A 26,058-nucleotide genomic window follows, 5' to 3' on the forward strand; every position below is an offset into this window, starting at 1 on the left:
GGGTGCTTAAAGTTTGATCAGTTTAAAAACTTCGAACAATCTTGTGTAAGAATGCCCAAATGCGCAAAAACTTCCCGCTGTGGGCGGGCAGGCAAGAAGAATTTGAGAAACCCTCGTCAAAACGGTTCTCTAGCTTAAGCCAGAATCAAAGGAGTGCACCGCAATGATCGAGACACCGTACCTGTTGTTTTTGGGCGATGCGCCCGACTTGTTGGCGGCCAAAGTGGCCATTGGTATCCGGGACTGGCGTCCTGAGAATGCAGTGGGTCAAATAAGGCTGGATGGTTGCAAGACTGATTTGGGTCTTACCGAAATGACACTTGCCGAAGGTAAAGCTGCTGGTGCCAAGACTCTTGTCATTGGTGTTGCCAACCGGGGTGGGGTCATCAGTGAGGCCTGGAAAGAGGTCCTGATCGCAGCGTTGGAAATGGGTTATGATCTGGCGTCGGGCCTGCACAACCTGCTGCGCGACGAAGGCGATCTGGTTGCTGCGGCGCAGACTCACGGCTGCACACTGCACGACGTCCGCGTACCGACCGTAGGATATCCCATCGCAAACGGCCGCAAGCGTACCGGTAAGCGGTGCCTGGCCGTTGGAACCGACTGCTCTGCCGGCAAGATGTACACTGCGATGTCCATGGACGCTGAAATGCGCAATCGCGGCATGAAATCCACCTTCCGGGCCACCGGTCAGACCGGAATTCTGGTCACGGGTCAAGGCGTCCCGCTGGATGCGGTTATCGCCGATTTCATGGCGGGATCCGTTGAGTATTTGACACCGGACAACGATCCGGATCACTGGGATCACATCGAAGGGCAGGGCTCGTTGTTCCATGTGTCCTATTCTGGCGTGACCATGGCGCTGATTCATGGCGGTCAGCCCGACGCGCTGATCCTGTGCCACGAGCCGACCCGGACCCATATGCGAGGATTGCCTGAGTATTCGCTGCCGACGCTGGAGCAGTTGCGCGACACAGCGCTGCCGCTGGCGCGTGTTGCTAACCCGGAATGCCAGGTTGCGGGCGTGTCGATCAACACCCAGCATCTGAGCGAAGACGACGCACACGCATACATCGCCAAGGTTGAGACCGAGATGGGTATCCCAGCAACCGATCCTTACCGGTTTGGTGCCGGTAAACTGGTGGATGCGCTGGCCGCACTGTGATCTAAGCAGGTTGCCGATCGCCCCTTGCTGTCGGCAACAGACATCACTTTCGATGAAAGGTTGAACGCGTGCAGATTGACGTTTCCCGCGATGTATTTCGGCTGGCGCAGGTATTCACTATCTCGCGCGGCTCACGGACTGAGGCAAAGGTCCTGACGGTTCGGATCTCGGATGGTGTGCATCATGGTTGGGGCGAGTGCGTGCCCTATGCGCGCTATGACGAAACGCTGGATTCAGTCGAGGCCGAGATTGCCGGCCTGCCCGACTTATTCTCTCGCTATTCCCTGATGGATCTGCTGCCTGCCGGCGCGGCTCGGAATGCAGTGGATTGCGCGCTTTGGGACCTTGAGGCGAAACGCTCCGGCAAACGGGCGTGGGAGCTGGCGGAACTTGCCGCACCGGGGCCTGAAGTTACGGCCTATACTCTTTCCCTGGACACTCCCGAGGCAATGCAGGCACAGGCGGCAGAAAATGCGTTCCGACCCTTGTTGAAGATCAAACTTGGTACACCGGACGACATGCCCCGGCTTGAGGCCGTGCGGGCTGGTGCGCCGGAGTCCAAAATCATTATCGACGCCAATGAGGGTTGGTCTGCTGAAGTGTACGCCGATCTTGCGCCGCATCTTGTGCGACTGGGCGTTGCTCTGGTTGAACAACCTCTGCCAGCCGGTGAGGATGATGCACTGATCGGCATGGATCGTCCGGTGCCGGTATGTGCCGACGAATCCTGTCACGATCGGGCCAGCTTGCCTGCGCTAAAAGGCAAATATGATGTGGTGAACATCAAACTCGACAAGACCGGCGGTCTGACCGAGGCGCTGGAGCTGCGCAAGGCCGCGCTGGCCGAGGGCTATGGCATCATGGTCGGATGCATGGTTGGAAGTTCGCTGGCCATGGCACCTGCAACGCTGGTGGCGCAGGGCGCGATGGTGACGGACCTTGACGGACCGCTTTTGTTGGCAGAAGACCGCGACACACCCCTGATTTTTGATGACGCCGGAGTGCATCCGCCCAAAGCGGCACTTTGGGGCTGAGGAGAAGAACATGACCCGCACCGTTTATGTGAATGGCGAATACCTGCCTGAAACCGAGGCAAGCGTCTCGATCTTTGATCGGGGTTTCTTGTTTGCAGACGCCGTCTATGAAGTAACCAGTGTGCTGGATGGTAAGCTGGTCGATTTCGAAGGCCACGCGGTGCGGCTGAAACGCTCGCTGGACGAGTTACAGATGGCTGAACCCTGCAGCAAAGAAGAACTTCTGGAAATCCATCGCAAACTGGTCGAGCTGAACGACATCGAAGAAGGTCTGATCTATCTACAGGTTTCGCGCGGCAGTGACGGCGACCGGGATTTTGTGTTTCCGTCAGCGGATACCAAGCCTACGCTTGTTCTGTTCACGCAGAATAAGCCAGGTCTGGCCGACAGCCCCGCGTCGAAGAAAGGGGCCAAGGTTATTTCGATCGACGACATCCGATGGGGCCGACGCGATATCAAAACCGTACAGTTGCTGTATCCGTCCATGGGCAAGATGATGGCGAAAGCGGCTGGCTGTGACGATGCCTGGTTGGTTGAAGACGGCTATGTCACCGAAGGCACCAGCAACAACGCCTATTTCGTCAAGAACGGCAAGATCGTCACCCGCCCGCTGTCCAACGACATTCTGCACGGCATCACCCGCAAGGCGGTTCTGCGCATGGCAGCCGAGGCGCAGATGGAGATTGAGGAGCGCCTGTTCACCATCGACGAGGCGAAAGAGGCGGATGAGGCCTTCACCACTTCGGCCAGCGCCTTTGTCATGCCGGTTGTTGAGATTGATGGCGTGGCACTGGGTGATGGCACGCCGGGCCCGATTGCCAAACGCCTTCGCGAGATCTATCTGGACGAAAGCCGAAAGGCTGCAATCTAAACCAAATGCCCGCCAGTATGGCGGGCATTTTTCGTTTTCGGGGCGTCAGCCTTTTTTCGTGACGTTCTCTTCAAACGCGACCTTGAAGGCGGCTTGTTTCTCGGCGTTCGCTTCGGTCTGGTAGTTGGCCTTCCACTCATCCATGGTCATGCCATAGAAAATCTCGCGCGCTTCGTTTTTGTCCATGTCGATGCCCTTGGCATTGGCGGCTTCCTGATACCAGCGCGACAGGCAATTGCGGCAGAACCCGGTCAGATTCATCATATCGATGTTCTGTACGTCGGTGCGATCCTGCATCAGATGCTGCTGCAAACGGCGAAACGCTGCGGCCTGAAGTTCGATTTCGGTTTGCTTGTCCATTGTCGGGCTCCGAATGATTGTCTTGCGTTCTGGACCTGACCTAGCAATCCGTGGGCGATGTTACAACGAACAGTAGAGGCCCTAAGGCCCCTTGGAACGTCAGGTTTGGATGCTTTATGTCAGTTTGAGGGCCAGCCACGGCACAAGGCAAAAAATGATTGTCAGGATTTTGTAGTTCGCAAGATATCTGAAATAGGCCCTCTTTACGTCGGCCCGCTCCATTTGGAACATTCTGCCATGCACGCCTGCAATCCAGTCCTGCATGATGAGGATCATAAGTGTGCTGAACAACAAAACAGCGATGTTAAGGGCGGTCATCCAGCCGAAGACAGTTGTCAGGAATTCCTGAGTCATGGTCGTCTCCTTTCCCTTAATATATGGGTGTCAGTATATTGGCTCACAATATTTCGAGGATCGGAAGCGGCATGAAGTGACCTTACGTCATAGTCCGCTATCGTTCAGTGCATCCTGCAGAATAACGGCCAATCGTTCGGCCCAGCTGCGTTGCCCGTCATGATCCGCAATCAGATCATTACGCAGCTCGATCAGTGCATTAGGACGGCCGAAACTGCTGCAATGCTTGTCGATCGCATCGCCGGGTAGCACACCTGTATAGGGTTCATTTACCCCAACGCACAGATCATCCTCGGCGTTCAACCGGTTGATCAGCGGGCGCGAGAACCGCTCATCCGGTGTGTGCAAGACGCCGATGTGCCACGGCCGAGGATCGCGGCCACGGAGCTGGCGCGTAAAGGAATGCATCGAGATGATGACCGCATGCGGCAGGGCCGCAAGCTGTGCCAGCGCATCGTGATAGGGCCGGTAACACAAATTTAGACGACGCTCACGCTCGGTCGCATCTGCGTGTCGGTTACCGGGGATGATCGAACCGTCATAGAGCTTCATCAGCAGCGTCGGATCGTCCTCGCCCCGGTTGGGGTCAATTACGAGGCGCGAGAAGTTGGCTGCGATTACGGGGGCGTTCAGGACCTCACCCAGATGCTTTGAGACCTCGTAGGCGCCCACGTCATAAGCGATATGGCGTTCCATATCTTCGCGCGGCAGGCCCAGGTCTCCGCCGTTGATATCGGGCGGCACCATGTTGGTGGCGTGGTCGCAAGTAATCAGCCAACGCGATGGGCGATCCGCGCCGTGAACAAAAAACGGAGAGTATGTCATGAGCCTGTCATCTTGTTTGCCGCAGGTGTAGGACAGTTGCGTTGGAAAGGGAATTGCGCAATAAGCAGCCTGAGCAATGTTTGCGGTAACATCTACGCGTTTGAGGAGAGCCTGATCAATGCGACGCCTGAGAAATGTGAAAATCGTGGCGACGCTGGGACCGGCGTCCAATGACTATGATACCATCCGTGCGCTGCATGAGGCCGGGGCCGATGTATTCCGGCTGAACATGAGCCATGGCAGCCACGATGAGATTCGCGAGAGGCACCGTATAATCCGGCAGATCGAAAAGGATCTGGAAAGCCCGATCGCGATTCTGGCCGATCTGCAGGGGCCAAAGCTGCGCGTTGGCGTGTTTGCAAATGATGCGGAAGAACTGGAGGAGGGCGCCGCATTCCGTCTGGATCTTGATCCGGCAGCCGGGGATATCACCCGGGTCTGCCTGCCACATCCCGAAATTTTTGCCGCTTTGGAACCGGGTGCACGCCTGCTGGTCAATGACGGAAAGATTCGTCTTATCGTGCAGGATTGCGGACAAGATTTTGCACATTGCAGAGTCGAAGTCGGCGGCACGATTTCGAACCGCAAGGGCGTAAACGTGCCTGATGTGGTTCTGCCGTTGGCTGCGCTGTCCGCCAAGGATCGCGACGATCTGGAATTTGTCTGCCAACTGGGCGTCGACTGGCTGGCGCTGAGCTTTGTTCAGCGTGCCAAGGATGTGTTCGAAGCGCGGGCTCTGGCGGATGGCCGTGCATCGATCCTGTCGAAGATCGAAAAACCTGCCGCGGTCGAAGCATTTGACGATATCCTTGACGCTTCGGACGGGATCATGGTCGCACGGGGTGATCTGGGCGTTGAACTGCCTGTTTCGGCAGTCCCCCCGATCCAGAAACGTCTGGTGCGTAAATGCCGTACAGCCGCGAAGCCCGTGATTGTCGCAACCCAGATGCTGGAAAGCATGATCGAAAGCCCGATGCCCACAAGGGCCGAGGTTTCGGACGTGGCCACCGCCATCTACGAAGGCACCGATGCGATCATGCTCAGTGCAGAATCGGCTGCGGGTTCTTATCCCATCGAGGCGGTTCAGACGATGAACAAAGTTGCCATCGAAGTTGAAGCTGACCCGACTTATACACAGATTATTGCCGCCTCACGCACTGCCAAAGGCACAACCATCGCGGACGGGATCGTGGCAGCAGCGCGTGAGATCGCAGAAAAAACCGACATCAAAGCCATCTGCTGCTTCACCCAAAGCGGGACCACCGCATTGCTTACTGCCCGCGAGCGTCCCGGTGTGCCTATCATCGCGATGACTCCCGCCACCGGCACCGCTCGCAGGCTATGCCTGAGCTGGGGCTGTCATTGCGTCTTAACCCCTGAACAGGAGCGGTTCAAAGGCGCGGTCGTCAGCGCCGCTCGCGCCGCCCGATCGGGTGGTTTCGCCGCTGAGACTGATCAGATTGTGGTCACCGCCGGCGTCCCTTTCAATGTTCCTGGCACTACCAACATCTTACGTATAGCCCCTTGTGATGAACGGCTGATCTACAACACTGATCCGGGCTAAGCCCGGATCACCACTACTAATTTCAGTTTGATACAAAGCGCATGCCTAATATTTGGGCGTATAATAATATTTATTTACAGTGCCTTAGAAGTTTGAGGGTTGTATCCAGCAATAATCTCTCTGTTTTTGCGTGTTTTTTCGGGATACTTGCCCTTAGGGCGGTCTACTCAAGCAAGTTCCAGGTTCCGGCTGCCCTGCCGGGGGCGAGGGCCCCGGCCAAAGCAACAATAACGGAGGAACGGCATGACAACGAAAATTGTCATAGGACTGGACGGGACAGAAACCGGAGAACGCGCGATCGCCTTTGCCAAAGACTTGGCCGGGCGTATCGGTTCATGCGAGCTTCTGGCGGTTTACGTCATCGAATGGTCTCCTTTCACATTCCAGACACCAGAAGAGAACGCCCTGCGCCACAAACGGCGCGAAGAAGAGGTTGCGTTAGCTACGTCACGGATCATCGAGCCAGCGGTCGAAGCGTTGAAGGCTGCAGGATTCGAGGCGCGCGGCATCGTCCGTCACGGAGATGTGGCGGAAACGCTGAATGCAATCACGGTTGAAAACGGTGGCTCCCAGATCGTTGTGGGTCGGGCCTCGGCAGATGGGTTTAAAAAACGCCTGTTTGGCAGTTCGACCCAGAACCTTGTCATGCACGCCGATGTTCCGGTTACGGTCGTGAACTGAGGGGAGAGATTATGATGAATATTCAGAACAAACTGAGTCTGGCAGCACTTGCCGCTCTGGTTGCGAGCCCCACTGCCGCACAGGAGGCGGTCGGGTTGGACGATAAAATCAACCAGGCCTTTGCTGATTTCACCGGGCCTTTCGTCAGCTTTATTTTTGCCCCGTTTCCGGGCACCGGGTTCCCTTGGATCGTGGGTTGGCTGGTCATCGCCGCGACCGTCTTCACGCTTTATTTTGCCTTTGTACAATTGCGTTTCTTCGGTCATGCGATCAGCCTTGTGAAAGGTGACTATTCTGATCCCAATGATGCGGGTGAAGTTAGCCACTTTCAGGCGCTGGCAACGGCGCTGTCCGGTACAGTTGGCCTCGGTAATATTGCCGGTGTTGCGGTCGCCGTCGGTATCGGCGGGCCAGGTGCAACTTTTTGGATGATTGTCGCAGGCCTGTTGGGCATGGCGTCGAAATTCACCGAATGTACGCTGGGTGTAAAGTACCGCAACGAATATGATGACGGCACCGTTTCTGGTGGTCCAATGTATTATATGTCGAAAGGGTTCAACGAACTGGGCCTGCCGGGCGGTAAAATTCTGGCCGTTCTGTTCTCGATCTTCTGCATCCTTGGCGCGCTTGGTGGGGGCAATATGTTCCAGGCCAATCAGGCGCATCAGCAGATCGCAGGCATCGTCGGAGATTACCCGGGCTGGATCACTGGCCTGGTCTTTGCAGGCATCGTCTTTGCAGTGATCGTGGGCGGCCTGAAATCCATCGCGCGCGTGACTGAGAAAGTCGTTCCTTTCATGGGCGTGATGTATGTGGCCGCGGCTCTGGTGATCATTCTGATGAACGCGGATCAGATCGGTTGGGCCTTTGGCCAAATCTTCGCGGGAGCCTTCACCGGTCTTGGTGTTGCTGGCGGTATGGTCGGCGCATTGATCCAGGGCTTCCGGCGTGCGGCGTTCTCGAACGAAGCGGGCGTTGGTTCTGCGGCGATTGCCCACTCGGCGGTTCGCACCAAAGAACCGATCACCGAGGGCTTTGTGTCTCTGCTGGAGCCGTTCATTGATACGGTCGTAATCTGTACCATGACCGCGTTGGTGATCATCATCACCCAGCAGCTGATCGTCGATCCGGAGACCGGAAACTATATGCTGAACGAGGCGGGCAACGCGATTGCAACCGTTGATGGCAACTCGGGCGTTAGCCTGACCTCTGCCGCCTTCGGCAGCGCGTTCAGTTGGTTCCCATACGTGCTGGCGATCGCCGTGGTCCTGTTTGCCTTCTCGACCATGATCAGCTGGTCCTACTACGGCCTCAAGGCCTGGACTTATCTGTTCGGTGAAGGCCAGACCAAAGAGCTGGTGTTCAAGGTCATTTTCTGCATCTTCGTAGTCATCGGTGCAGCGGCCAACCTTGGCCCCGTTATCGACTTCTCGGATGCGGCGATCTTTGCCATGGCGGTTGTGAACGTCTTCGCGCTCTACTTCCTGATGAAAGTGGTACGTCAGGAACTGGCATCTTATGCAGAGCGTTTGAAGAGCGGTGAAATCCGCAAATTCGAACATTAATCCAAACCACCGGGGCGGCGCGCGTCGCCCCGGTGCCTAGCCAGCCTGCAAAAAGCGCAGATTCTGGCCCAAACCCCCTTGCCAGTATGACCGAACTTGCGTAAACGGCGCTTCTGATCGCGTGACCGGCCGAGATGGCATGCCGAGTCGCGTTTGAAACCGAACCCCGAAAGGAGACGGAAATGCCTAAGATGAAGACAAAGTCGAGCGCCAAAAAGCGCTTTAAGGTGACTGCGACCGGTAAGGTCCTTGCTGGCCAGGCCGGCAAACGGCACGGTATGATCAAGCGGACCAAGAAATTCATCCGCGACGCCCGTGGCAACACCACCCTGTCCGCCCCCGACGCCAAGATCGTCAAGGGCTACATGCCCTACGACCGCTAAGAGGAGATTAAGAGATGTCCCGCGTTAAAGGTGGAACCGTAACTCACGCCCGTCACAAGAAGGTCATCAAGGCTGCCAAAGGTTACTATGGCCGCCGCAAGAGCACCTTCAAGGTTGCCCGTCAGGCCGTAGACAAGGCCAACCAGTACGCAACCCGCGACCGCAAGAACCGCAAGCGCAACTTCCGCGCGCTGTGGATCCAGCGTATCAACGCCGCTGTCCGTTCGCATGACGAGGCACTGACATATTCCCGCTTCATTAACGGCCTGAACCTGGCCGGTATCGAAGTGGACCGCAAAGTTCTGGCCGACTTGGCTGTGCACGAACCGGAAGCGTTCGGCGCGATCGTCGCCAAAGCACAGGCCGCGCTGGCTGCCTGAACCTCTTTCGAGAGACAGTGAATGAAAGGCCGTCCCAGTTGGGACGGCCTTTTTTTGAATCCGTAACGGGTGTCGATTGCGCCAGTTTGCCAAATTGAGCTTTCTAGGGCGACGAAGATAGATATCTCACCGCCTCCAACATCCTGGGCTGAATTGTACTGCAGACAACGCACCAAGCTCCGGCATCAGGGTGCAATGGTTGATGCGAGCGATCCAATCCGCCTTGAGAAATGGTAGTGTGCAACGCCCGTGAAATGCCGTGAATTCAGTGGGATGATTTTATGAGATCGTTCAGACCATGGCAGGCATCGCAGGTGATGCCCGGTATGGGTGGCGGAGACGAAGGGATTCGAACCCTCGAGACGGTTTCCCGCCTACTCCCTTAGCAGGGGAGCGCCTTCGACCACTCGGCCACGTCTCCGCTGGCCGGTATATCCTTGCCTGTCATCCAGATACAAGGCGATTTTCTATGTCTGGAAAATTTTTCTGAATACCGATGATCAAACCCACAAGAAGGAGCGCTGGGGCTACCGGAAGCAGGGGTGCGAAACCCCCGAAATGCTGAAAAACATGCAAAACCTTGCCAACTCCACCTGTTCTGGCGCATATTTGTCTAGTTTTAAGGCTCTAATAACTATTCAGATTTAGCTTTCTGAGGCGACAGATATCGGGCGTGGGGTGTTTGGCACTCTGGTAGGTACCTTTTGGGGGAAGGGGACTTGGGTTTGGCCTGGTTGAAATTGTTTTGTGTTTTCTTGGTTCTAGCGACGCTGCCTGCGTCGGCCATCGCATCAATCGGAAAAGTGCTCAGTGCTAAACCGGGCGCGGATATTATCCGGGCCGGTAAAAAGATACGCTTGCGTGAAGGGATGGATGTTGTTTCAGGCGATACTATTTCGACCGACAGATCAGGGGTGGTTCAATTGGTGTTCGTAGATGAAACCAAGATCGCGGTTGGTCCGAACGCGCGAATGATCCTGGATGTCTCGATGCTGCGAGGCAATCGGAAGGCAAAAAACTTCACCGTGCAGGCGCTGGGCGGCAGTTTCCGTTTCATTTCGGGCAAAAGCAGAAAGCGCGCTTATTCGATCAAAACGCCCGATGCCACCATGGCCGTGCGGGGAACGACATTTGACATGTGGATTACATCCGGCAGCCAAAGCGCGATGCTGGTTATCGAGGGCACCGTTCAGATGTGCGGCCGACGCGGGTCGTGCCGGTCGGCAAGCCGACAGTGCAGTCTCTTTGCGACCGGTTCGGGCGGTCAGGTGGGGCGCCCGATAGATCAGGAGCAGTATGACAAAGCGCTAAAAGGTGGTTTCCCCTTCATACGCTCGCAAACGCAACTGCTGCCACCGTTTCGGGTGAGTGCCGAAGGGTGTTCGGGCAGACAGGCTCAGGCCCCAAAGATTGAATCTGAAAGGCCAGAGCGGCGCGAAGCACGGCGGCAAACGGAACAAGGTCGTTCTGAGGTGTCGGCGGCCCGCGAAAGCGGGCGATCCGAAGCGCCAGACCGGGCCTCAGCCAGCGCCGAAGGGCGTTCCGGGACATCAGCGCACGCAGGTGTAAGCGCCTCGGGTGAAACGAGAACATCCGTAAACGCATCCAGTGGAGATAGCGGTGGATCGGGTGTCAGGTCAACGGCGACGGCAGGTAACGCTTCAGCGATAGCTGGTTGGTAGCATCAGGTTACATATATTTTCATGTTCCCCTGCGCCTGGAAGGTGAACGTGGTGGGTAAGATAAGAGACAAAATTGGGCATCGATTAGTATTCAGGCTTGTAGGCTTGGCGCTGATCCTGATGGGCTGCTTCATTAGGGTCGCGGATCCGTATCCGGTTCAAATGTCCAGATTGATTTACTTCGATATCCTGCAGCGGATTTCACCACGGGCCTACAACCCGGATCTGCCGGTCCGCGTGGTGGATATTGATGAAAGGTCTCTGGCAGAATGGGGCCAATGGCCTTGGCCTCGTACCCTGTTGGGTCAGATGGTCGAACGATTGGGCGAATACGGTGCCGCTGCGATTGCCTTTGATATGCTGTTTGCCGAGCCCGACCGATACTCTCCGATGCGACTGTTGCAAGACCCGACCTTGTCCGGACTATTGCAGGTGGATCAGGCTGCGATCGATCTGGACAATGACGTCAGATTTGGGGACGAAGTTGCGAAATGGCCAGTGGTTCTGGGTGTGGCGGCCCGGCAAACCGATAGCGGTTCGGCCATTGTACCGAAGGCGGGGTTAGTTGAAATCGGAGAGAACCCCGCAGCTGGCCTTGTCAGCGTTGCCCACTGGACCTCTCTGGCGCCGCCATTGGGGGAAGAAGCGGCCGGGATCGGGGGTGTTAATGTTTCGCCCCAAGGAAGTTTGGGTGTGGTGCGACGGGTCCCTGTGCTTTGGTCCGGGCCCAACGGTGTATTACCTGCGCTTGGGGTTGAAGCCCTGCGGGTGGCCATGGGCGAATCCGTTTATTTTGCCGAAGGATCGCAGGACGAGATCGGCATCATGCTTGAGGTTGGTCTGGGTGATTTTGTGCTGCCGACCACCGAGAATGGCGAGATCTGGGTGCGTTACAGGCGGGACAATCCTGGCCTCTATCTGTCGGCCGATGATGTCATGCGCAGCGGTAGTGATCCAACGCTTCAGTCAGAGATAGAAGGACGGATCATTCTGGTCGGCACCTCTGCGGCGGGCCTGTTCGATATGCGCGAAACGGCTCTGGGTGAATCTGTCCCCGGTGTTTCGATCCACGCCCAGATTATCGAACAGATCATCCTTGGCGATGTGCTGAGCAGATCGGATGTTACCTCAGCGCTTGAGTTGTTGGCGTTCGTGATCCTGGGCGTCGTTGTCACAGTGGTCATGTCCAACTATGGAGCGGTCGCTTCTTTTGCTGCAGGCGGTGTTGCCGCATCGGCCGTAATTGCCATCAGTTGGTTGGCGTTCCAGAACCAGTCGGTTCTGTTTGATGCGACCTTCCCTTTGGCCGGAGGTATGGCCAATTTCGGGCTTCTGGCCGGGTACCTCTTTGTTTCGACCGAGCGGGAGAAGCGGGTGATCCGCCAGACTTTCTCGCATTATGTCGCACCGGAAATCCTCGATGAGATGGAGGCCAATGGGCATCAACTGCAATTGGGAGGTGAATCTCAGGAGATCACGGTGATGTTTTCGGACATTCGGGGCTTCACGCCATTGTCCGAGTCTGTATCAGCCACCGATCTGGTGGCCCTGCTGAATGCGCTGTTCTCAGAGATCGGGGATCAGATTCTGGTCGAGCGTGGAACGATCGACAAGTTCATCGGCGATGCGGTTATGGCTTTTTGGAATGCACCGCTGCCCGTGGATGACCACCCGTGCCGCGCTGCCTTGGCCGCGCTGAAGATGCGCGGCGCGCTAGATAAGTTCAACACTTTGCCCATCATGCGCGGGCGTCCTCCCATCGCACTGGCGACAGGCTGCGCAACCGGAGCCGCCTGCGTCGGCAATATCGGCTCGCGGCGCCGGTTCAATTACACAGTAATCGGAGATGTGGTGAATGTGGCAGCGCGGATCGAACAAAACTGCCGACATGTGGATTATGATATTCTAGTCTCAGACTCTATTCGCCGTGTCACCAATTCTGATCTTGCGCTGCTAGAGGCGGGCTTCGTGGATTTGAAAGGTAAAAGCGAGCCAGAGCCTGTTTATGTACTGGTCGGAGATCGGGAAGTTGCAGGCAGTGCATCGTTTCAAAAGCTGCAGACCGCACACATAGGTCTACTAGAGGCGATATGCGCACGGGAGTCACAGACCGTAGTCGCTGGATTGTGCAAGGAATGTGCCAAGCATGCGATGGCGGTTGAGCCAGGTTTGGCATCATTCTATCGCGCGCTACCGGGGCGCATGGCGGATTTCCGATCAGAGGTGCTTCATGCGCGGCCGGTGTTTAGTCATCATCATGGTCTGCGCGAAGGTGCAGAGTAAGTACTTCGCCATATGCTTTGGAAAAGAGAACGGGGCGCTGTTGAAAATCAACTGCGCCCCGCCGGAAGTATCAATCTCGCCCCCTCGAATACCATCTAAAACAACACGGGCTAAAACTTTCGATATATTCGAGATCGACCTTCTGTCCCTATATTTAACGAATTCGGCAGGGTAGACAGTGAAGAAGTTCACATTACCCTGAAATTGTTTAAATTTTTTCTTAGCGCCAGTCGAAAAACCCTGGTCCGGCCTGTTTCAACAGAGAGGCGGCCATTGTCTGACCCAGTTTTGCGCCGTCTTCGAGCGCCCCGGTGGCCTCTTCGCTGATCGCCTCGGAACCGTCCGGGCGCAGAACTTCTCCACGCAGATGCAGTTGGCCATCTTGGACTTGTGCCAGACCGGCGATCGGTGTTTCGCATGAGCCATCCAGCCCGGCCAGCAGGCTGCGTTCAGCCGCAAGGCGTTGGCTTGTTTCAACATGATGAATCGCCGCCAGCATCTCGGCGGTGCGGCTATCGTCGCTGCGCCGTTCAATGCCGATGGTGCCCTGCGCAATGGCAGGTAGCATGTCATCAGGCGATATAGCAGTCGCGGGGACGTCTTTCATATCCAAGCGGCGCAATCCGGCCATGGCCAGGAAGGTACAATCGGCCACGCCATCTGCCAGCTTCTTCAGGCGAGTCTGCACATTGCCGCGAAACTCGACCACTTTCAGATCGGGCCGCCGATTCAGCAACTGCGCCCGGCGGCGCAACGATGAAGTCCCGACAACTGCGCCCTCTGGCAAGTCGTGAATCGAACTCAGCGTCGGAGAGATAAAGGCATCGCGCACGTCTTCACGCGGCAGAAAAGTATCCAGCACCAGCCCATCAGGCTGTTCGACCGGCATGTCCTTGGTCGAATGCACGGCGACATCAATCTCGCCCTTCAGCATCGCCTCTTCGATTTCCTTGGTGAACAGACCCTTGTTGCCAATCTCTTTCAGCGGTCGGTCCGCATCGATCATCGCGCGGTTGTCGCCGGTGGTCTTGATTACCACGATCTCAAACGCGTCCTCAGGCAGGTCGAAAGCGGCGCCAAGTCTCTGACGGGTTTCATAGGCCTGCGCCAGCGCCAGCGGTGATCCACGGGTGCCGATTTTCAGAGGCGATGCGGGGGTAGGCAATGTAAGACTCATGCGCACAGCTTTAGTCGCGTCACATTGCCCTGACAATGGGGGCAGAGCTTGACAAATTGCCACTGAGGGCCGACGCGTTGCACCAAACCGGAACACTGGGGGCACGAATGGCCGAGACAAAGAAATTGCTACGGGCGCTGGCGGGGGAAGTGCAGGATGTGCCGCCGATCTGGATGATGCGACAGGCTGGGAGGTATTTGCCTGAATATCGTGCAACGCGCGCACAGGCCGGAGATTTCCTGTCTCTTTGCTATAACCCCGAGCTTGCCGCCGAAGTCACCCTTCAGCCTATTCGCCGCTACGGCTTTGATGCCGCGATCCTGTTTGCTGATATCCTGCTTGTGCCGCAGGCGCTGGGTGCGGATTTGTGGTTTGTCACCGGTGAAGGTCCTCGCCTTTCGACAATTACACGGCAGTCGGAGTTTGATGCGCTGAAGCCCGTTGATGCAATTCATGAGACGCTTTCTCCGGTGTATGAAACCGTGCGCATCCTTTCTCGCGAGCTTCCTTCTGAGACTACTTTGATTGGCTTTGCTGGCGCGCCCTGGACAGTAGCGACCTACATGATCGCCGGACGGGGCACCCCGGATCAGGGGCCAGCCCATGCGCTGCGCGAAGAAAACACTGCGCTGTTCGAGGCGCTGTTGGATCGGATCACGGCCGCGACAATTGAATACCTGTCTGCCCAAATCGAGGCAGGGGCCGAGGTTGTCAAAATATTTGATAGTTGGGGGGGATCATTGAAGGGCGAAGCGTTTCAGAATTACGCCGTAGAACACTGTCGCGTGATTACTGCCGCCATAAAAGCCCGCCATCCGGGCATTCCCGTGATAGGTTTCCCACGCGAAGCGGATCAGGGTTACATCGGTTTCGCCAAGGCCACCGGTGTGGATTGTGTCGCGCTGGACAATTCTGTGTCGCCCGAATGGGCTGCTGCGAATGTGCAAGTCGATGGGTGTGTGCAGGGCAATTTGGCTTCATCGCATATGGTGACAGGCGGGCAAGCGCTTGTCGATGAGACGCGGCGGATTGTCGAAGCCTTCTCAAAAGGACCGCATATCTTCAATTTGGGTCATGGTATTACGCCAGATGCGGACCCTGAGAACGTTCAATTGATGATCGATACGGTGCGCGGGCGGTAAGCCTGGCGAGGGGGGCAGCCCCCTCTTGGCCTGCGGCCAATTCACCCCCGAGGTATTTTTAGCCAGATGAAGCGGGAGGAAGTTCGTTCAAAATCTCATTTGTATGCTCTCCGCGTTTGGGGCTGGGCCGCGGTTGCCAGTTGTAGGTTGAGAATCTAGGAGCGGCTGCGGCTTGACGTGTTTCGTCGTGGTCGATCCATGTTTGGCGAGCCGAATTCATAGGGTGATCCCGTGCTTCTTGTGGACTTAGGACCGGCGCAACGCAGGCGTCCGTGCCTTGAAACAGCGCCGCCCATTCGTCGCGCGGCTTCTCGGCAAAGATTTTGCTCAACCGCTTCGTCAGGTTGGGCCACGTCGCATGGTTATATTGCTGAGCGAATTCCGCGTCATCGCTGAGCCCGAGGATGTCCAGGAAGTGAGCATAGAATTTTGGCTCCAGACATTGAACTGAGATGAAGCCGCCATCTGCGCAGGCGTAGGTTCGGCTCCAATGCGGTCCGTCAAGCAGGCTTTGACCCCGGGTGTCGGACAGGTTGCCGGTTTGGCGCAGGCTCATCAGCAAATTCATCATGTGTGCCGAGCCATCGTAGATGGCGGCGTCCACCACCGTGCCTTTGCCTGTGCTCCGGGCATTCAGAAGCCCGGCGAGCAGACCTGCAACCAGATACATCGCACCACCGCCGATATCCCCGACTAGTGTTGCGGGCGTCAAAGGCGGTTGGCCGGGCGGCGACGCGTAGGATAAAGCCCCTGAAAGGGCAATATAGTTGAGATCATGGCCCGCTGTCTCAGAAAGTGGGCTATGCTGCCCCCAGCCTGTCATTCGGCCATAGACCAGCTTTGGGTTCAGGTGATGACAGTCTTCCGGCCCCAGCCCCAGCTTTTCCATCACGCCGGGGCGAAAACCCTCGATCAGCGCATCAGCCGTTGCGATCAGCCGTTTTGCAACGCTAAGATCCTGCGGGTCTTTGAGGTCCAGTGCAATTGATCGTTTGCCGCGATCCAGCAGCGAACGTTCAGGCATACCCGGAGTGACGGCGGACCCTTTGCGATGGATGGTGATGATATCGGCGCCCATATCCGCCAGCAGCATGGCCGCGAAGGGGGCTGGGCCCAGCCCTTCGATTTCGATGATGCGTATGCCGTGCAGCATGTCTTCCTCCTGCGGCGCAGGGTTTCTGTTGGGCGGAGCGAATGCAAGCGAAGAATCCCGATCCAGTGCCTTGGTGTGAGCAAACTGGTTGCCTGCATCGATGTTTCAGGGCTAGGTCTTTGTGGTCTGCCGTAGGATTAAAAAGAGGTTGAGAGATGCAGTTAAGCGATACCCGTGAAATTCAGGCGCCGCCTGCCGCCGTTTACGCTGCGTTGCTGGACCCTGAAGTATTGAAAGCCTGCATCAGCGGCGCGCAGGAGATTACCGGCGATCCAACCGAGGGGTATAATGCGACCGTGGTGCAAAAGGTTGGCCCTGTGAAGGCGACTTTCAAAGGCACTGTGACCATGTCCGACATGGTTGAGCCTGAACGCCTGACCATCGCTGGTGAGGGCAAGGGGGGCGCCGCAGGCTTTGCCAAGGGAAGCGCAGATGTAACCTTCGCGCCCAGCGAGGCTGGTGGCACCCTTCTGACCTACGAGGTCGAGGCTAAGGTGGGTGGCAAACTGGCTCAGCTGGGCAGCCGCCTGATTGATGGGTTTGCCAAGAAGATGGCCGATCAGTTTTTCGCCAATCTTCAAGAATATTTCGAAGGTCCGCCACCGCAAGAAGACGCTGCCGAAGAAGAGACCAAGTCAGGCTGGCTAGGTCGCCTGACGGGACGAGACTGAACCCTGCGCACACGCGCATGGCACTGTGCGGAATTGGACTGTTCGACGATGGTCCGTCACGATAGGTTGCGGGGTCAGAACGAGGGTACGCATGACGACCATATTGTCGATCCGGGATTTGCGGAAGTCTTATGCCGATGGGTTTGAGGCGCTGAAAGGTGTGTCTCTGGACATTGAAGAAGGTGAGATTCTAGCGCTGTTGGGCCCCAATGGGGCGGGTAAAACAACGCTGATCTCGACTGTGTGCGGTATTACCACGCCGACTTCGGGCTCGGTCACCGTAGGTGGCCATGACATCCAGACCGAGTACCGCGCAGCCCGCAAGATGATTGGGCTGGTGCCGCAGGAAATCGCGCTGGAACCGTTCGAGAAGGTCTGGAACACTGTCCGCTTTTCGCGCGGGCTGTTCGGTCATAGCGGAGACAACGCTAGGATCGAGGAAATCCTGCGCAAGCTGTCCCTATGGGACAAACGCCGTAACGCAATCAAGGAACTATCGGGAGGCATGAAGCGACGTGTGCTGATCGCGAAAGCCTTGGCGCATGAGCCAAGGGTGCTGTTTCTGGATGAACCCACCGCCGGCGTAGATGTCGAGCTACGTAAGGACATGTGGGAGATCGTGGCCGAATTGAAGCAGGCTGGTGTCACCATCATCCTGACCACTCACTACATCGAGGAAGCCGAGGCAATCGCCGACCGTGTGGGTGTCATCGACAAGGGTGAGCTTTTGCTCGTGCAGGACAAAGACACATTGATGGCGCAGATGGGCAAAAAGCAGATTGAGGTCATGTTGACCGAGCCTATTTTATCGGTTCCCGACGTTCTGTCCGATCATCAACTGACGCTCAACGGTGCAGGCGATGCGCTGATCTATACTTACGACACCAATGCCGAGCGCACGGGCATCACCACTCTTCTCAATGATGTTGCACAGGCCGGTTTAGTGCTGCGTGATGTGCAGACGCGGCAATCGAGCCTTGAAGAGATTTTCGTCAACCTCGTGTCCGGAGAACCCGCATGAACTGGTCCGCTATTACTGCCATCTACCGGTTTGAAATGGCCCGGTTCTTTCGCACACTGGCGCAGAGTTTTTTGTCTCCGGTCCTGTCGACCTCGCTTTATTTCGTGGTGTTTGGCACTGCCATCGGCAGTCGCATTCAAGAGATCGAAGGCGTGTCCTATGGGGCCTTCATTGTGCCGGGTCTGATCATGTTGTCCGTAGTGATGCTATCAATCTCGAATGCGTCCTTTGGCATCTACTTCCCCAAATTCTTGGGTACGATTTATGAGTTACTTTCAGCCCCCATCAATTTCATCGAGATTGTGATTGGCTATGTGGGCGCGGCCGCAACTAAGGCACTGTTTGTAGGTCTTGTCATTCTGGCCACTGCGACGTTCTTTGTGGACATTCGCATTGAACACCCGTTTGCCATGGCGGCTTTCCTGATCTTGTCTTGCCTCAGTTTCTCGCTGCTGGGGTTTATCGTGGGCATTTGGGCCGGAAATTTTGAGCAAATGTCGCTTGTCCCCCAGCTTGTTGTGACGCCCCTGATTTTTCTGGGTGGGACGTTTTACTCGATCTCGATGCTACCTCCGCTTTGGCAGACGATCACTCTGTTCAACCCTGTGGTTTATCTGATTTCCGGGTTCCGCTGGTCATTCTATGGTATCGCAGATGTCCCGATATTTTGGAGCCTTCTGGCCATACTAGCCTTCACCGGAATATGCCTCGCGATCATTGGCTGGATCTTCAAAACCGGTTGGCGCATCCGCAGCTAGGGCGTTGCATTTTTGCCCATCAGGTGTGTGAAATTGGTTCACGTCGCGTTTATGGCGCTTCGGGTCTCTTGTTTACGGCTCCGGCGCGCTCTACATCGGCTTCCATGAAACTCAGCCTGCCCTTCATGAAAAAGCCGCCACTTGTGGCCGTTGTTCGCCTGTCCGGTGCCATTGGAATGGCCGGGCGAGGGTCGATGAACGCGACCGCTCTGGCACCGGTGTTGGAGAAAGCCTTTCGCAAGGGCAAGCCCGCTGCGGTCGCGCTGGAGATCAATTCGCCGGGCGGCTCCCCCGTTCAAAGCTCATTAATCGGTGCGCGTATCCAACGGCTGGCGGAAGAGCTTAAGATCCCTGTCTACGCCTTCGTCGAAGACGTGGCGGCTTCGGGTGGATATTGGTTGGCGGTTTCAGCGGATGAGATTTGGGCCGATGACAGTTCGGTTCTGGGGTCGATCGGCGTGATATCGTCGGGATTTGGCGCGCATGTTTTTCTGGCACGTCAGGGCTTTGAACGGCGCGTACATACTGCGGGTCAGTCGAAATCAATGCTCGACCCGTTTGCTCCGGAAAAGAAAGAAGACATTGCACGGCTCAAAGTGCTGCTGGGCGATATCCACGAGAATTTCATAACCCATGTGAAATCTCGCCGGGACGGCAAGCTGGACAGCAGCGCTGATCTGTTCAACGGCGAGGTCTGGCTGGCCCGTCGCGCGCAACAGCTGGGCCTGATCGATGGTATTGCCCATCTGAAGCCCAAGATGCAGGAGAAGTTTGGCGACAAAGTCAGGTTCCGCCGCTATGGCCTGCGCAAACCGATCTGGTCGCGCTTCGGCGCGACGCTGGCGCAGGATGCCATAGCCGGGTTTGAGGAGCGCGCTGCCTACGCGCGTTTCGGGTTGTAGAGTGATCATCAAAGCAGTCACCTTGTTCCTGATCGCCATGGGCGTTCTGGCGATGTTCGGCAAGCTACGCTTTCCTGGACAGAAACGATTGAGTTCTGCGAAATGTCCGCGTTGTGGGCGGTTTAGGATCGGCAAAGGCCCGTGTCCTTGCGAAGAAGGAGGCCGTGGATGACGGCATGGCTGTTCTCCGGCCTCGGGCTGCTGATCCTGTTGTTGGCAGGCGACGCGCTGGTGCGAGGGGCCGTGAACCTCAGCCTGCGGTTGGGGGTTCCCGCCCTGATCGTCAGCCTGACAATAGTTGCCTTTGGAACTTCGGCCCCTGAGCTGCTGATTGCAATCAGCGCCATCAAGGAAAACGCGCCGGGCATTGCGTTGGGTAACGTGGTGGGCTCGAATACAGCGAATATCTTGCTGGTTCTGGGATTGCCCGCGCTTCTGGCGACCTTGCACACAAGTGAGTGCGACAGCCGCAAGAACTACATCTTCATGCTTCTGGCGTCGGTGTTATTTATCGGGTTGGCTTTTTGCGGGGTCTTTAATCTGCTCAGCGGGGCAATTTTGCTGGCTGCGTTGGCTCTGATCCTCGGCAACGCGTTTCGCGAAGCACATGCGCACCGTAAAGCCTGTGGTGAAGCTTGTGCCGATGAGGACGAGCTTGAGGGTCTTGAGGAAGCAGATCCTGACATGCCTTATTGGAAGGTGGCGATCTACCTGATCCTCGGCTTGATCGGACTGCCAATGGGTGCGCATCTGCTGGTCGAAAATGCGACCGTCATTGCCCGGAACTATGGTGTGAGCGAAACAGTGATCGGCCTTACGCTGATCGCGGTGGGTACGTCCCTGCCGGAACTGTCGACAACCGTCATGGCTGCCCTGAGGCGACAAGCGGATGTGGCACTGGGTAACGTCATCGGATCGAACATGTTCAATCTGCTGGCCATTGTCGGCATTACGACCTTGTTTGGGCGTATTCCCGTCGATCCTGAATTCCTGCGTTTCGATCTGTGGGTGATGCTCGGCGCGTCGCTCTTGTTGGTTCCTTTTGTATTCTTCAAGAAAGATATCACACGCGTCTGGGGCCTGATCTTGACAGCGCTCTATGTGATCTATGTTGCAAGCCTGTTAGCCTGACCTGACGAGGAGAATGAGCCCATGACCCGAGCATTGGTGACCGGTGCCGGTAAACGCCTTGGTCGTGCCATGGCGCTGTATTTGGCGCAGCGCGGAATGGATGTCGCTGTGCACTATTCCAGTTCGGATCAGGCCGCGCGTGAAACGGTTGATGAGGTTCAGGCGCTGGGCCGAAGGTCAGTTGCGCTGCAGGCCGATCTGCTTGATGAGGGGCAAGTCAGCTCATTGCTGCCGCGTGCAGCTGAGGCGCTGGGTGGTCCGATCACCTGTCTGGTCAACAATGCATCGATATTTGAGTATGACAATATACACACAGCTACCCGCCAAAGCTGGGATCGGCATCTCGACAGCAATCTGCGCGCACCATTCGTACTGACCCAAGCCATGGCCGAGCAGGGGTTGCAGTCGGAGCTTGATGATCAGGGAGAGCCTCTGGCGATTGGGCTGATCGTGAACATGGTGGATATGCGGGTGCGTAAACTGACGCCTGAGTTCATGTCATACACGATTGCCAAGATGGGGTTGTGGGCCTTGACCCGGACTGCAGCGCAGGCTCTGACACCCGCAATCCGTGTGAACGCGATCGGCCCCGGTCCAACGCTGCAGGGTCATCGCCAAAGTGATGCTCATTTTAGCGCTCAGCGGCAGAACACGATTCTGGAGCGCGGCGCGAACCCGTCGGATATTACTGCTGCGCTGGGATACTTTCTGGATGCACATGCCGTTACGGGGCAGCTTCTTTGCGTCGATGGTGGGCAACATTTGGGTTGGCAAACACCCGATGTTCTTGGTGTAGAATAAGTAAATCTGCTGCAAGTTTTGCACCGCTCTCATCTCTGTTACTCGAGCGTTACAAAAATGTCTTAATTTTCATACACTTGTCGCAGATCAAGAAAATTATCCTTTAAAAACAACGTCATAATTTCCTGCCTATTTTTTGTGCAGATCAACGAAAAGGCAAGGATTCAAGGGAAAATCGTGATGCCCCAAAAGTTATCTGCACAGTTATCCACAGAAGCCGTGGATTTGTTTTCTCTTGATCTGAAGCGCACAAGATTGCAGCCATGGTCAGAGAATCATATCTCAGACTCATGACCGCTAGCACTGATTCCGAATCGTCGACCCAAGCCAACGGCTATGCCTGCATTCAGCGTTATGTGAAAACGCTGGACAGCTCGCCGGGTGTGTATCGGATGTTGGATGGGGACAGCCGAGTTCTTTACGTAGGTAAAGCGCGAAACCTGAAGGCGAGGGTATCGAACTACACCCGCCCGGGGCACTCGGGTCGGATCGAGAAAATGATCGCCGCAACTGCCTCGATGATGTTTCTGACCACTCGGACCGAGACCGAGGCGCTGCTGCTGGAACAGAACCTGATCAAGCAGCTCAAGCCCAAATACAACGTATTGTTGCGGGATGACAAAAGCTTCCCGAATATTCTGGTCGCCAAGGATCATGCCTTTCCGCAGATCAAAAAGCACCGAGGGGCGAAGAAAGAAAAGGGGGCTTATTTCGGCCCCTTCGCCAGTGCAGGCGCGGTGAACAGGACGCTGAACCAGCTGCAAAAGGCGTTCCTGCTGCGGAACTGTTCGGATTCCATGTTCGATAGCCGGACCCGGCCGTGTTTGCTCTATCAGATCAAGCGATGTTCTGGACCGTGCGTCGAACTGATCTCGGAAGCCGACTATCGTGAAAGCGTTAAGGATGCCGAAAGGTTCCTGTCAGGCCGATCTACCAAAGTGCAGGAAGATCTCGCCCAGCAGATGATGGCTGCCTCCGAGGCGATGGAGTTCGAACGCGCCGCCGGTTTGCGCGACCGTATCCGGGCGCTAACGCAGGTGCAGACGTCTCAGGGCATCAACCCGCGCGGCGTGGCCGAGGCTGACGTCATTGGTCTCTACATGGACAGCGGGCAAGCCTGCGTTCAGGTGTTCTTCATCCGCGCCAACCAGAACTGGGGTAACCGCGATTTCTATCCGCGCGTCGGCCCGGATGTATCACAGGCTGAGGCGATGGAAGCGTTCCTGGGCCAGTTCTATGACAACAAGGAACCACCCCGGCAGTTGATCCTGTCTGATGCAATCGAGAATGCCGATCTGATGCAGGAGGCATTGTCCGAAAAAGCTGGACGCAAGGTGGAAATCCTGGTGCCCCAACGCGGTGAAAAGCAGGAACTGATCGCCGGTGCCTTGCGCAACGCACGTGAATCGCTGGCCCGGCGGATGTCGGAAAGTGCCACGCAGGCCAAATTGCTGCGCGGCGTGGCCGAGGCATTTGATCTGGACGGGCCGCCCAACCGGATCGAAGTTTACGACAACTCTCACATTCAAGGCACCAACGCCGTGGGTGGCATGATCGTCGCGGGCCCAGAGGGGTTCATGAAAAACGCCTATCGCAAGTTCAACATCCGCGGCGATGATCTAACCCCCGGCGATGACTTCGGCATGATGAAAGAGGTCCTGACCCGCCGTTTTACGCGCCTGCAAAAGGAAGATCCGGATCGGGACAAAGGGCATTGGCCCGATCTGCTGCTGATCGACGGTGGTGCAGGGCAGGTGAGCGTCGTGAATGAGATCATGGCCCAGCACGGGGTCGAGGATATCCCGATGGTCGGTGTCGCTAAGGGTGTCGATCGCGATCACGGCAAGGAAGAATTCCACCGCATCGGGCAGCGCCCTTTTGCGCTGAAACGCAACGATCCCGTATTGTACTTTATCCAGCGCTTGCGGGATGAGGCGCATCGCTTTGCCATCGGCACCCATCGCGCGAAACGCGCCAAGGCGGTTGGTGCAACGCCACTGGACGAAATCCCCGGCGTCGGGGCCGCGCGCAAACGCGCCCTGCTGACTCATTTCGGCAGCGCCAAAGCGGTGAGCCGAGCCAATTTGGCGGATCTTAAAGCCGTCGAGGGGATTTCAGCCGGGTTGGCGCAGAAGGTCTATGACTTCTTCCATGACAAGGGCTAGGCTTTTCGCCCCCGCCAAAGGATATAGAGGCCCGACGCCACGATGAGGCCGCAGCCAATCCACATGGTCTGATCCAATCGCTCGCCAAACATCACCACGCCCAAGCCGATACCGAACAACAGCCGCGAATAGCGAAACGGCGTCACAGATGAGACCTCGCCGGTGCGCATCGCCTTCATCAGCGCGGCATAGGCCATGACTCCCATCACAATCGCCCCGCCCATGTGCAGGCTGACATTAGGCGTCAGAGTTTGCAGCGATGTTCCTTCCCAGAATCGATAAGCCAAACCCGCGACAATGATGCAGAGGAAGCCATAGAACCCCAGAACCTCAGTGCCCAGTGTTGCGGGCGCGGCGCGGCTGGCCAGATCGCGCCCCGCAAAGCCGAGCATCCCCAGCACGGCAAGGATTGACAGGGCCGAGAAGCTGTCTCCGGTCGGTTGGATGATGATCACAACGCCAACAAGACCGATCAAAATGGCGCTCCATCGCCGCCAGCCGACGGATTCACCAAAGAACAACGCGGCCCCTGCGACGACAACCAGTGGTGTGGCCTGAAGGATCACCGTAGCCGAGGACAGTGGCGTCAAAGCGATCGCCAGCACATAGAACAAACGTCCAAGAATCTCGAAGACCACACGCACCTTCATTGGGCGCGACAGTACGTCGGGTTGGAACAGACGCGTGCCACGTACAACGGCAACCGCGGCATAGATCACTGCACCACCAGCACCGAACAGAACCAGCACTTGCCAGATCGGGATCGACGCCGAAGCCGCCTTGAGCAGCGCATCCTCCAGCGCGAACAGTGCCATTGCGGCGACCATCCAGGCGCTGCCGATCAGATTTGACCGGGGATCGGTTTGAATATGCGGTGTCATGTCAGCTCTGGGGTGTTGTTTGGTTGGCCAGCCGACAATCTGACGCCAAAGCAATCAAGTGCCAAGATGAAACCTGTAATGTGACCACCGCTGCGACGCTTTGACTTTTAAGACAGCAAACGCTTGTGTTGGGTCAGTTTTTTAAGACCCTGTCTTTTCTGTCTTGAACCGGCGATGTAGGGTCCAAGCCATGAAATGGAACCTGCCGAATATTCTGACTGTACTGCGCCTTGTGGCGGCCCCCGGTCTCGCCGTGATGTTTCTGTATTTCACCCGTCCCTATGCGGATTGGTTTGCTTTGATCCTGTTCCTGTCAGCGGCGATCACCGATTGGTTCGACGGGTATCTGGCGCGCGCCTGGAAACAGGAAACGAAGATTGGCGCCATGCTGGATCCCATTGCCGACAAGGCAATGGTGGTAATCGCGCTGATGATATTGGTGGGCTATTCGACTGAACACTGGACACCATGGCTGGTCCTGCCCGCTACAGTGATCCTGTTTCGCGAAGTCTTTGTCTCAGGCTTGCGAGAGTATCTGGGCGATGTGGCCGGAACCCTGAAGGTCACCAAGCTAGCCAAGTGGAAAACGACGGCACAGATGGTAGCGATCGCGATCCTGTTCTCGCAGGGGATATTCGAGCACCATTTTGTGATGGCCACGTTTGGCATGGATGCGACAACCATTGATCAGGTTCTGGCAGGGCAGGTCGAGGACCTGAACAACATCCGCTGGCATCTTGAGGCCATGTTCTGGTCAGGTCGTATCGGGCTATGGCTGCTCTGGATTGCCGCGACGCTGACATTGATCACAGGCTATGACTACCTACGTAAAGCCATGCCCCACCTGAAGGAGAGCTAACCGATGAACGTGCTGTATTTCGCTTGGGTGCGCGAACGCATCGGCCTGCCGAAAGAGAAGATTGAAACCGAGGCCGCAACAGTCAGCGATTTGGTCGCGGAACTGAGCGCGCGTGAGGATCGCTATGCTGCTGCCTTTGCCGATCTGTCGGCCTTGCGCGTGGCGCTGGACCAAGAGCTTTCGGATTTTGACGCCCCACTGACCGGTGTACGCGAGGTTGCGTTCTTTCCGCCCATGACGGGTGGCTAGA

At 56.7% G+C, this 26,058-nt stretch carries 26 protein-coding genes and 1 tRNA gene; 20 read left to right on the plus strand and 7 right to left on the minus strand.

The features are described 5' to 3' along the window. The first annotated feature begins 163 nt into the window (after positions 1-163). The 3 genes from dgcN (at position 164) to ACR0BI_RS15790 (ending at position 3,070) form a co-directional block, all read left to right on the plus strand. Complete coding sequence (gene dgcN, locus ACR0BI_RS15780; RefSeq protein ID WP_480562774.1) at positions 164-1,165, plus strand: N-acetyltransferase DgcN; 1,002 nt, start codon at positions 164-166, stop codon at positions 1,163-1,165. Between the two features lie 68 nt (positions 1,166-1,233). Continuing rightward, complete coding sequence (gene dgcA, locus ACR0BI_RS15785; RefSeq protein ID WP_480562776.1) at positions 1,234-2,199, plus strand: N-acetyl-D-Glu racemase DgcA; 966 nt, start codon at positions 1,234-1,236, stop codon at positions 2,197-2,199. Positions 2,200-2,209: 10 nt separating this feature from the next. Beyond that, positions 2,210-3,070 carry a D-amino-acid transaminase gene (locus tag ACR0BI_RS15790; RefSeq protein ID WP_170395576.1) on the plus strand — a complete coding sequence of 287 codons (861 nt, stop codon included), beginning with the start codon at positions 2,210-2,212 and terminating at the stop codon, positions 3,068-3,070. Between the two features lie 45 nt (positions 3,071-3,115). Here ACR0BI_RS15790 and ACR0BI_RS15795 read toward each other — a convergent pair whose 3' ends face one another. The 3 genes from ACR0BI_RS15795 to ACR0BI_RS15805 form a co-directional block, all read right to left on the minus strand. Further along, positions 3,116-3,430 carry a DUF1244 domain-containing protein gene (locus ACR0BI_RS15795; RefSeq protein WP_170395578.1) on the minus strand — a complete coding sequence of 105 codons (315 nt, stop codon included), beginning with the start codon at positions 3,428-3,430 and terminating at the stop codon, positions 3,116-3,118. 114 nt (positions 3,431-3,544) lie between these two features. Beyond that, entirely contained in the window at positions 3,545-3,784 is a 240-nt protein-coding gene (locus ACR0BI_RS15800; protein ID WP_480562777.1) for a DUF6868 family protein, read from the minus strand. A gap of 87 nt (positions 3,785-3,871) precedes the next feature. Next, complete coding sequence (locus tag ACR0BI_RS15805) at positions 3,872-4,609, minus strand: N-formylglutamate amidohydrolase (protein ID WP_480562778.1); 738 nt, start codon at positions 4,607-4,609, stop codon at positions 3,872-3,874. A gap of 118 nt (positions 4,610-4,727) precedes the next feature. Here ACR0BI_RS15805 and pyk point away from each other — a divergent pair, with 118 nt between their 5' ends. From pyk to rplT, 5 genes are all read left to right on the plus strand, one after another. Beyond that, positions 4,728-6,173, plus strand: coding sequence for a pyruvate kinase (gene pyk, locus ACR0BI_RS15810; RefSeq protein ID WP_223117497.1), 1,446 nt, complete (start codon positions 4,728-4,730; stop codon positions 6,171-6,173). Positions 6,174-6,416: 243 nt separating this feature from the next. After that, complete coding sequence (locus ACR0BI_RS15815; protein ID WP_170395586.1) at positions 6,417-6,854, plus strand: universal stress protein; 438 nt, start codon at positions 6,417-6,419, stop codon at positions 6,852-6,854. 14 nt (positions 6,855-6,868) lie between these two features. Continuing rightward, positions 6,869-8,419, plus strand: a complete 1,551-nt coding sequence (locus ACR0BI_RS15820; protein WP_170597221.1) for an alanine/glycine:cation symporter family protein — start codon at positions 6,869-6,871, stop codon at positions 8,417-8,419. Between the two features lie 182 nt (positions 8,420-8,601). After that, on the plus strand, positions 8,602-8,802 hold the full coding sequence (rpmI, locus tag ACR0BI_RS15825; RefSeq protein WP_010443552.1) for a 50S ribosomal protein L35: 201 nt from the start codon (positions 8,602-8,604) through the stop codon (positions 8,800-8,802). 14 nt (positions 8,803-8,816) lie between these two features. Then, positions 8,817-9,182 carry a 50S ribosomal protein L20 gene (gene rplT, locus ACR0BI_RS15830; RefSeq protein ID WP_008756009.1) on the plus strand — a complete coding sequence of 122 codons (366 nt, stop codon included), beginning with the start codon at positions 8,817-8,819 and terminating at the stop codon, positions 9,180-9,182. Positions 9,183-9,513: 331 nt separating this feature from the next. On the opposite strand, the gene ACR0BI_RS15835 is transcribed toward rplT, so the two are convergent. After that, a tRNA-Ser gene (locus ACR0BI_RS15835) sits at positions 9,514-9,603 on the minus strand. A gap of 334 nt (positions 9,604-9,937) precedes the next feature. Here ACR0BI_RS15835 and ACR0BI_RS15840 point away from each other — a divergent pair. Both ACR0BI_RS15840 and ACR0BI_RS15845 read left to right on the plus strand, forming a co-directional pair. Further along, positions 9,938-10,864, plus strand: a complete 927-nt coding sequence (locus tag ACR0BI_RS15840; protein ID WP_480878868.1) for a FecR family protein — start codon at positions 9,938-9,940, stop codon at positions 10,862-10,864. A 21-nt stretch (positions 10,865-10,885) separates the two neighbouring features. After that, positions 10,886-13,147, plus strand: coding sequence for a CHASE2 domain-containing protein (locus ACR0BI_RS15845; RefSeq protein WP_480562780.1), 2,262 nt, complete (start codon positions 10,886-10,888; stop codon positions 13,145-13,147). Positions 13,148-13,367: 220 nt separating this feature from the next. Here the strand turns inward: ACR0BI_RS15845 and hemC are convergent, their stop codons facing one another. Beyond that, positions 13,368-14,324 carry a hydroxymethylbilane synthase gene (gene hemC, locus ACR0BI_RS15850; RefSeq protein WP_480562781.1) on the minus strand — a complete coding sequence of 319 codons (957 nt, stop codon included), beginning with the start codon at positions 14,322-14,324 and terminating at the stop codon, positions 13,368-13,370. Between the two features lie 107 nt (positions 14,325-14,431). On the opposite strand from hemC, the gene hemE reads away from it, so the two are divergent. After that, on the plus strand, positions 14,432-15,466 hold the full coding sequence (gene hemE / locus ACR0BI_RS15855; protein ID WP_170566156.1) for a uroporphyrinogen decarboxylase: 1,035 nt from the start codon (positions 14,432-14,434) through the stop codon (positions 15,464-15,466). A 58-nt stretch (positions 15,467-15,524) separates the two neighbouring features. On the opposite strand, the gene ACR0BI_RS15860 is transcribed toward hemE, so the two are convergent. Next, the gene (locus ACR0BI_RS15860; RefSeq protein ID WP_170818556.1) at positions 15,525-16,619 is read right to left on the minus strand and encodes a CaiB/BaiF CoA transferase family protein; all 1,095 of its coding nucleotides are present in this window, start codon (positions 16,617-16,619) and stop codon (positions 15,525-15,527) included. A gap of 155 nt (positions 16,620-16,774) precedes the next feature. Between ACR0BI_RS15860 and ACR0BI_RS15865 the strand changes: the two genes are divergently transcribed. From ACR0BI_RS15865 to uvrC, 7 genes are all read left to right on the plus strand, one after another. Continuing rightward, positions 16,775-17,290, plus strand: a complete 516-nt coding sequence (locus ACR0BI_RS15865; RefSeq protein WP_170423597.1) for an SRPBCC family protein — start codon at positions 16,775-16,777, stop codon at positions 17,288-17,290. A 91-nt stretch (positions 17,291-17,381) separates the two neighbouring features. Beyond that, a complete protein-coding gene (locus ACR0BI_RS15870; RefSeq protein WP_170395599.1) occupies positions 17,382-18,311 on the plus strand; it encodes an ABC transporter ATP-binding protein in 930 nt (309 codons plus the stop codon). Then, the gene (locus ACR0BI_RS15875; RefSeq protein WP_170395601.1) at positions 18,308-19,069 is read left to right on the plus strand and encodes an ABC transporter permease; all 762 of its coding nucleotides are present in this window, start codon (positions 18,308-18,310) and stop codon (positions 19,067-19,069) included. Before ACR0BI_RS15870 ends, ACR0BI_RS15875 begins: the two co-directional genes overlap by 4 nt. 104 nt (positions 19,070-19,173) lie before the next feature. Then, positions 19,174-19,971 (plus strand): S49 family peptidase, encoded by a 798-nt coding sequence (locus tag ACR0BI_RS15880; protein WP_170395603.1) that lies wholly within the window; start codon positions 19,174-19,176, stop codon positions 19,969-19,971. 168 nt (positions 19,972-20,139) lie between these two features. Then, entirely contained in the window at positions 20,140-21,102 is a 963-nt protein-coding gene (locus tag ACR0BI_RS15885; RefSeq protein WP_170395605.1) for a calcium/sodium antiporter, read from the plus strand. A gap of 21 nt (positions 21,103-21,123) precedes the next feature. Next, the gene (locus ACR0BI_RS15890; RefSeq protein ID WP_170395607.1) at positions 21,124-21,903 is read left to right on the plus strand and encodes an SDR family oxidoreductase; all 780 of its coding nucleotides are present in this window, start codon (positions 21,124-21,126) and stop codon (positions 21,901-21,903) included. A gap of 290 nt (positions 21,904-22,193) precedes the next feature. Then, positions 22,194-24,068, plus strand: coding sequence for an excinuclease ABC subunit UvrC (gene uvrC / locus ACR0BI_RS15895; RefSeq protein ID WP_480562782.1), 1,875 nt, complete (start codon positions 22,194-22,196; stop codon positions 24,066-24,068). On the opposite strand, the gene ACR0BI_RS15900 is transcribed toward uvrC, so the two are convergent. Beyond that, positions 24,065-24,949, minus strand: coding sequence for a DMT family transporter (locus tag ACR0BI_RS15900; protein ID WP_170647165.1), 885 nt, complete (start codon positions 24,947-24,949; stop codon positions 24,065-24,067). The genes uvrC and ACR0BI_RS15900 overlap by 4 nt on opposite strands. A 190-nt stretch (positions 24,950-25,139) precedes the next feature. On the opposite strand from ACR0BI_RS15900, the gene pgsA reads away from it, so the two are divergent. Continuing rightward, on the plus strand, positions 25,140-25,808 hold the full coding sequence (gene pgsA, locus ACR0BI_RS15905; RefSeq protein WP_170395613.1) for a CDP-diacylglycerol--glycerol-3-phosphate 3-phosphatidyltransferase: 669 nt from the start codon (positions 25,140-25,142) through the stop codon (positions 25,806-25,808). 3 nt (positions 25,809-25,811) lie between these two features. Continuing rightward, on the plus strand, positions 25,812-26,057 hold the full coding sequence (gene moaD / locus ACR0BI_RS15910; RefSeq protein WP_170395615.1) for a molybdopterin converting factor subunit 1: 246 nt from the start codon (positions 25,812-25,814) through the stop codon (positions 26,055-26,057). The last annotated feature ends 1 nt before the right edge of the window (position 26,058 follow it).

It is taken from the genome of Ruegeria sp. E5 (genome assembly GCF_056534105.1).

What these genes read in the sequence shown, in the direction of transcription:
- ACR0BI_RS15795 (WP_170395578.1), bottom strand. Translation starts at nt 3,430, where the DNA reads ATGGACAAGCAAACCGAAATCGAACTTCAGGCCGCAGCGTTTCGCCGT.
- ACR0BI_RS15820 (WP_170597221.1), top strand. Translation starts at nt 6,869, where the DNA reads ATGAATATTCAGAACAAACTGAGTCTGGCAGCACTTGCCGCTCTGGTT.
- ACR0BI_RS15790 (WP_170395576.1), top strand. Translation starts at nt 2,210, where the DNA reads ATGACCCGCACCGTTTATGTGAATGGCGAATACCTGCCTGAAACCGAG.
- ACR0BI_RS15870 (WP_170395599.1), top strand. Translation starts at nt 17,382, where the DNA reads ATGACGACCATATTGTCGATCCGGGATTTGCGGAAGTCTTATGCCGAT.
- ACR0BI_RS15800 (WP_480562777.1), bottom strand. Translation starts at nt 3,784, where the DNA reads ATGACTCAGGAATTCCTGACAACTGTCTTCGGCTGGATGACCGCCCTT.
- ACR0BI_RS15880 (WP_170395603.1), top strand. Translation starts at nt 19,174, where the DNA reads ATGAAACTCAGCCTGCCCTTCATGAAAAAGCCGCCACTTGTGGCCGTT.
- ACR0BI_RS15900 (WP_170647165.1), bottom strand. Translation starts at nt 24,949, where the DNA reads ATGACACCGCATATTCAAACCGATCCCCGGTCAAATCTGATCGGCAGC.
- ACR0BI_RS15860 (WP_170818556.1), bottom strand. Translation starts at nt 16,619, where the DNA reads ATGCTGCACGGCATACGCATCATCGAAATCGAAGGGCTGGGCCCAGCC.
- moaD (WP_170395615.1), top strand. Translation starts at nt 25,812, where the DNA reads ATGAACGTGCTGTATTTCGCTTGGGTGCGCGAACGCATCGGCCTGCCG.
- pgsA (WP_170395613.1), top strand. Translation starts at nt 25,140, where the DNA reads ATGAAATGGAACCTGCCGAATATTCTGACTGTACTGCGCCTTGTGGCG.
- dgcN (WP_480562774.1), top strand. Translation starts at nt 164, where the DNA reads ATGATCGAGACACCGTACCTGTTGTTTTTGGGCGATGCGCCCGACTTG.
- hemC (WP_480562781.1), bottom strand. Translation starts at nt 14,324, where the DNA reads ATGAGTCTTACATTGCCTACCCCCGCATCGCCTCTGAAAATCGGCACC.
- ACR0BI_RS15890 (WP_170395607.1), top strand. Translation starts at nt 21,124, where the DNA reads ATGACCCGAGCATTGGTGACCGGTGCCGGTAAACGCCTTGGTCGTGCC.
- ACR0BI_RS15885 (WP_170395605.1), top strand. Translation starts at nt 20,140, where the DNA reads ATGACGGCATGGCTGTTCTCCGGCCTCGGGCTGCTGATCCTGTTGTTG.
- uvrC (WP_480562782.1), top strand. Translation starts at nt 22,194, where the DNA reads ATGACCGCTAGCACTGATTCCGAATCGTCGACCCAAGCCAACGGCTAT.
- ACR0BI_RS15805 (WP_480562778.1), bottom strand. Translation starts at nt 4,609, where the DNA reads ATGACATACTCTCCGTTTTTTGTTCACGGCGCGGATCGCCCATCGCGT.
- hemE (WP_170566156.1), top strand. Translation starts at nt 14,432, where the DNA reads ATGGCCGAGACAAAGAAATTGCTACGGGCGCTGGCGGGGGAAGTGCAG.
- ACR0BI_RS15815 (WP_170395586.1), top strand. Translation starts at nt 6,417, where the DNA reads ATGACAACGAAAATTGTCATAGGACTGGACGGGACAGAAACCGGAGAA.
- pyk (WP_223117497.1), top strand. Translation starts at nt 4,728, where the DNA reads ATGCGACGCCTGAGAAATGTGAAAATCGTGGCGACGCTGGGACCGGCG.
- ACR0BI_RS15875 (WP_170395601.1), top strand. Translation starts at nt 18,308, where the DNA reads ATGAACTGGTCCGCTATTACTGCCATCTACCGGTTTGAAATGGCCCGG.
- rplT (WP_008756009.1), top strand. Translation starts at nt 8,817, where the DNA reads ATGTCCCGCGTTAAAGGTGGAACCGTAACTCACGCCCGTCACAAGAAG.
- ACR0BI_RS15865 (WP_170423597.1), top strand. Translation starts at nt 16,775, where the DNA reads ATGCAGTTAAGCGATACCCGTGAAATTCAGGCGCCGCCTGCCGCCGTT.
- rpmI (WP_010443552.1), top strand. Translation starts at nt 8,602, where the DNA reads ATGCCTAAGATGAAGACAAAGTCGAGCGCCAAAAAGCGCTTTAAGGTG.
- ACR0BI_RS15845 (WP_480562780.1), top strand. Translation starts at nt 10,886, where the DNA reads ATGTTCCCCTGCGCCTGGAAGGTGAACGTGGTGGGTAAGATAAGAGAC.